This window comes from Bacillus sp. FSL R9-9834, from assembly GCF_038006905.1.
Lineage (GTDB): Bacteria > Bacillota > Bacilli > Bacillales > Bacillaceae_G > Bacillus_A > Bacillus_A pacificus.
In genome coordinates this window covers 295,001-300,000 of record NZ_JBBOWD010000001.1, presented here as the reverse complement: position 1 = coordinate 300,000, position 5,000 = coordinate 295,001, and the positions used below count along the sequence as shown (strand labels likewise).

Annotated in this window: 3 protein-coding genes and 2 rRNA genes (1 of these 5 cut by a window edge); 1 reads left to right on the top strand and 4 read right to left on the bottom strand. The window is 38.9% G+C overall.

All coding sequences use genetic code 11. From position 1 onward, the window contains the following. Positions 1–11: 11 nt before the first annotated feature. Entirely contained in the window at positions 12–200 is a 189-nt protein-coding gene (locus tag MKY00_RS01655) for an undecaprenyl-diphosphate phosphatase (protein WP_308809499.1), read from the top strand. A gap of 707 nt (positions 201–907) precedes the next feature. Here the strand turns inward: MKY00_RS01655 and MKY00_RS01650 are convergent. The 4 genes from MKY00_RS01650 to MKY00_RS01635 form a co-directional block, all read right to left on the bottom strand. Beyond that, complete coding sequence (locus MKY00_RS01650; protein ID WP_001019591.1) at positions 908–1,777, bottom strand: LysR family transcriptional regulator; 870 nt, start codon at positions 1,775–1,777, stop codon at positions 908–910. Positions 1,778–1,901: 124 nt separating this feature from the next. Beyond that, positions 1,902–2,606, bottom strand: a complete 705-nt coding sequence (locus MKY00_RS01645; RefSeq protein ID WP_001190087.1) for an aspartate/glutamate racemase family protein — start codon at positions 2,604–2,606, stop codon at positions 1,902–1,904. Positions 2,607–3,518: 912 nt separating this feature from the next. After that, positions 3,519–3,634, bottom strand: a 5S ribosomal RNA gene (rrf, locus tag MKY00_RS01640). A gap of 48 nt (positions 3,635–3,682) precedes the next feature. Continuing rightward, positions 3,683–5,000, bottom strand: a 23S ribosomal RNA gene (locus MKY00_RS01635) (it continues 1,604 nt past the right edge of the window).

Here is a 5,000-nt window from a genome sequence, read left to right as displayed (position 1 = left end):
ATTCTTATAATATTTGCAGAAGTAAAAAGGATAGAAACAATCCTCGTCTAGCATTAACAATTGGATTATTTCAATGCTTAGCAATATATCCTGACTCCTCTAGAGCTAATTCTACTGTTCTTGTGTCCTTATTAATGAAAGTAAATTATAAAACTGCGTCTGATTTCTCTTTTTTCATTATTCTTCCTGTAATAGCTTGAACTGGATTTATAGCCTTAAGCTTATGAAAAAGTTAAAGATATTTAAGCATCGATGATATTTCTATGTTTACGATAAAATTCATCCTCTCTTTTATAGTAGCAATGCTAGCAGCAGGAATCTCTCTATAGATTCCTATAAACCACATACTATTAAACCGATATTCAAATCGAAATATAGACCTTATATCTCTTTCATCTTTAGTATCATCCATTCGGTATTACTGAGTGGTAATAAACCTCTGATAATAGCCACTATATCCTCTCAACAAACACTTAAGATGTACAAATAAGTTATACTCCGAAATCTAAACCGAGTAATAGTATTTCTTTTTTAAACACATATACCGGATTAAAAATACGTACCTCAATCGATTGAGTGTACTCAACGTACCCACAAAGAACATTCGTTCCCTCCTCGCGTTGTATCACTTCTCATAGCATTTAAGAATGTTTATCCTATATCTATATTCACATTTTATCGCTAGAAGAGCGGATTAAGTTACTAACAAACATTGTTTCTAGTACTACTACATATTTTAATTAATTTATATATCTTCCGTTTGGACATATATACAAAATCATAAATTAATTTTTTCTATCTAAGAACCTAAGAATACATAATAATAAGAAACCAATACACATAAAACATCCTATACCTATCAACTCCATAACAAAAACAAACTGATTGATATACCAATCAGTTTGTTTTATTTACACATCTTCTCTTTTAAAAAGTCAATAAAAACAGATTTTGGTCTGCCTTTTAAATAGATAAAATCAATACTAATATTAATTTTCACCGGAGGCGTCATTTCCACTCGGATCAATTCTCCATTTTCTAATTCTTGTTTGACACAATGTTCAGGTAAAAAGCTAATGCCCATCCCTTGTATCACTAAATTTTTCGCTGTTTCCATATTATCTACTTCTAAAAATATATTCGGGCTTACGTCATTACTTGAAAATAGCCGATGAATCATGAGCCAATCCATTGATCCATAATCAAAGAAGATAAGAGGTTGTTTACTTACATGTTCTATTGTTACTTTTTCTTCTTTTAAAAATATATGATTTCGAGGTACAAAAAGGCCGATAGGGTCATTATAAAGACGAATTGATTCTACTTGAGGATGTGTTTCTGTTCGTACGATGCCAAAGTCAACTTCTTTATTAATAACCTTCTGTAGGATGTCTTGTGAATGACCAGTTACAATTTTTATTCTAACATCCTTAAATTCAGATTTAAAACCAGGTAAAATTTCAGGGAGGATATTATTAGATATTGATAAAGCACTCCCAATTACCAAGTCATACGGAATTGTTACTTGCTGCAAACCATACTTAGCTTCCTGGTAAGATTGCAAAATTTTTTGTGCATGTGGGAAAAAATACTCTCCTTTTTCGGTTAAAGAGATTTTATTACCATTTCGATGAAAAAGCTTTATATTAATTTCACGTTCAAGTGATTGGATACGTGCTGTTACAGAAGGTTGGGTTAAATAAAGAGCTTCGGCAGCTTTATTGAAACTACCAAGTTGACAAACATATATAAAAGCTTCAATATTTTCGATATTCATGTCTAAACACTCCTTACTTTAGCTCCCTATTATAATTAACTATAACATGTACACGTAAAAGCATATGCATCAAACATCCATAAAATAAGAATGCAACACTTCTGCCACATTCTTAACTTCTAAATCACACTTTTATTAGTTCTGTCTCTGTTTTATTAGCTATTTTAATAACCACTTTTGCCACAATTTCTGTTGGATCAATGACACAAATATTTTCGGATGATTTCAATACAAGAGGAACCTCTGTACAACCTGCTATAATAGCCTCAGCCCCGCTCTCTTTCAATTTATCAGCAACCATCGAAAGATGTAAACACCCTGTTTTTAAATCCCCACTTTTAATAGCATATATTCCTTCCATCACTTTTTTTTGCATTTCTTTATCAGGATCAATGACATCAATCCTGTAATCTTGACAACTGTTTTGGTATAGTTCTGCCTTAACCGTCCCATCCGTAGCCAACAAACCTACCTTTCTAAAATTATTTTCTTGCACAAAACGAGCCGTTTCTAAAGGCATATGCAAGATTGGAATATTAACAGACCTTTTAACTGCTTTATAGAAAAAATGAGCGGTATTACACGCAATAACAAGAAAATCTGCACCAGCGTTTTGCAGTCGCTGGGCTGATTGTACAATGTAAGGGGTCGGATCTATTCCCTTTCCCAAAATAGCCGTTGTCCGATCAGGTATTTGAGAATAGTTGTCCGCAATGATATGGATATGGTCTTGGTCTTTCATTGCAGGTGTGTAAGAAATAATTTTATTCATTAAATCAACAGTCGCCAAAGGTCCCATGCCCCCAATAATCCCAACAACTCTTTGCATTTTATTCACCACTTTTAAACATATTTTGAATGATTGACTTCATTATAAGTTCTTTTTTAAGAGATGAATTATAGAAGGAATCTATACAACAATAGAAAATATGTATTGATAACTAATATATAAAAGAATTTTAATATCTAACAAGTAATGGGCCAGTATATATGCTGGTTAATAACTGGTATACGAGTAGAAAGCTTATCGATACGTACAGCCAAAAAGAATTTCATCTAATTCTGATTGGTGGGTTACAGGCAAATCCCCCTTCGGCCTGGTCCAGTATTAAAATTATTAAATTCGATTCTAACTAATATACAAAAAACTGCAATCGACTCATTTACCGCGTCTGTTCATGACTATAAAGTACATCTTGGTAATACGAAAAATGCCAAGGTCCTGTTGTCTTAGGAACACAAATTCGATTCAAGGAATCCTTTCACATGCCTATCAGGTTAATTTGAATACACATCTCCTATATAACGAAAAAAACGCTATCCTTTTAGTAAAATCATTGATAAGGAGGCGTTTTGGGGGATGTTTTATTATACGAGCAATTGCAACTCTTTGCTCAAGGATGGTACCGTAATTTATCTCTTAAAATCCCTCATAAGTTCGGAAAAGATATTTCATTGTCTCACTATCTGCCTGGCTTATTCGAGACATCGCATCTTGCCACTCTCACTCAACTATGCAGTACATTAGATGTAGCGATATTCTCACTGAATTGCTCTAAAAGAAGATTACAGTACACCTCGTGTTCATATAGAGCATCGCAGACAAATATGCGATTACTAGGAGAAAGTGCCCATAAAGCTGTTTCCTGCTAGATGAATGTACTCATAGAGTACTATATTAATCACGAACTTATTTTATAAAACACAAAAAAGACGAGTCATTCTGACTCGTCTTAAGCTTGCTTGGCGACGTCCTACTCTCACAGGGACAAGGTCCCAACTACCATCGGCGCTAGAGAGCTTAACTTCCGTGTTCGGTATGGGAACGGGTGTGACCTCTCTGCCATCATCACCAAACTATGAAGGCATATTCCTTCAAAACTAGATAACATTGCTTCATATTATATGGTTAAGTCCTCGATCTATTAGTATTCGTCAGCTCCACATGTCACCATGCTTCCACCTCGAACCTATCAACCTGATCATCTTTCAGGGATCTTACTAGCTTACGCTATGGGAAATCTCATCTTGAGGGGGGCTTCATGCTTAGATGCTTTCAGCACTTATCCCTTCCGCACATAGCTACCCAGCTATGCCCTTGGCAGAACAACTGGTACACCAGCGGTGCGTCCATCCCGGTCCTCTCGTACTAAGGACAGCTCCTCTCAAATTTCCTACGCCCACGACGGATAGGGACCGAACTGTCTCACGACGTTCTGAACCCAGCTCGCGTACCGCTTTAATGGGCGAACAGCCCAACCCTTGGGACCGACTACAGCCCCAGGATGCGATGAGCCGACATCGAGGTGCCAAACCTCCCCGTCGATGTGGACTCTTGGGGGAGATAAGCCTGTTATCCCCGGGGTAGCTTTTATCCGTTGAGCGATGGCCCTTCCATGCGGAACCACCGGATCACTAAGCCCGACTTTCGTCCCTGCTCGACTTGTAGGTCTCGCAGTCAAGCTCCCTTATGCCTTTGCACTCTACGAATGATTTCCAACCATTCTGAGGGAACCTTTGGGCGCCTCCGTTACACTTTAGGAGGCGACCGCCCCAGTCAAACTGCCCACCTGACACTGTCTCCCGGGTCGATAAGACCCGTAGGTTAGAATTTCAATACAGTCAGGGCGGTATCCCACCAGCGCCTCCACCGAAGCTAGCGCTCCGGTTTCAAAGGCTCCCGCCTATCCTGTACAAACTGTACCAAAATTCAATATCAGGCTACAGTAAAGCTCCACGGGGTCTTTCCGTCCTGTCGCGGGTAACCTGCATCTTCACAGGTACTATAATTTCACCGAGTCTCTGGTTGAGACAGTGCCCAAATCGTTACACCTTTCGTGCGGGTCGGAACTTACCCGACAAGGAATTTCGCTACCTTAGGACCGTTATAGTTACGGCCGCCGTTTACTGGGGCTTCAGTTCAGAGCTTCGCTTACGCTAACCCCTCTCCTTAACCTTCCAGCACCGGGCAGGTGTCACCCCCTATACTTCGCCTTACGGCTTCGCAGAGAGCTGTGTTTTTGCTAAACAGTCGCTTGGGCCTATTCACTGCGGCTTTCCGTTAAGAAAGCACCCCTTCTCCCGAAGTTACGGGGTCATTTTGCCGAGTTCCTTAACCAGAGTTCTCTCGCACACCTTAGGATTCTCTCCTCGCCTACCTGTGTCGGTTTGCGGTACAGGCACCTTTTATCTCGCTAGAAGCTTTTCTTGGCAGCGGGGAATC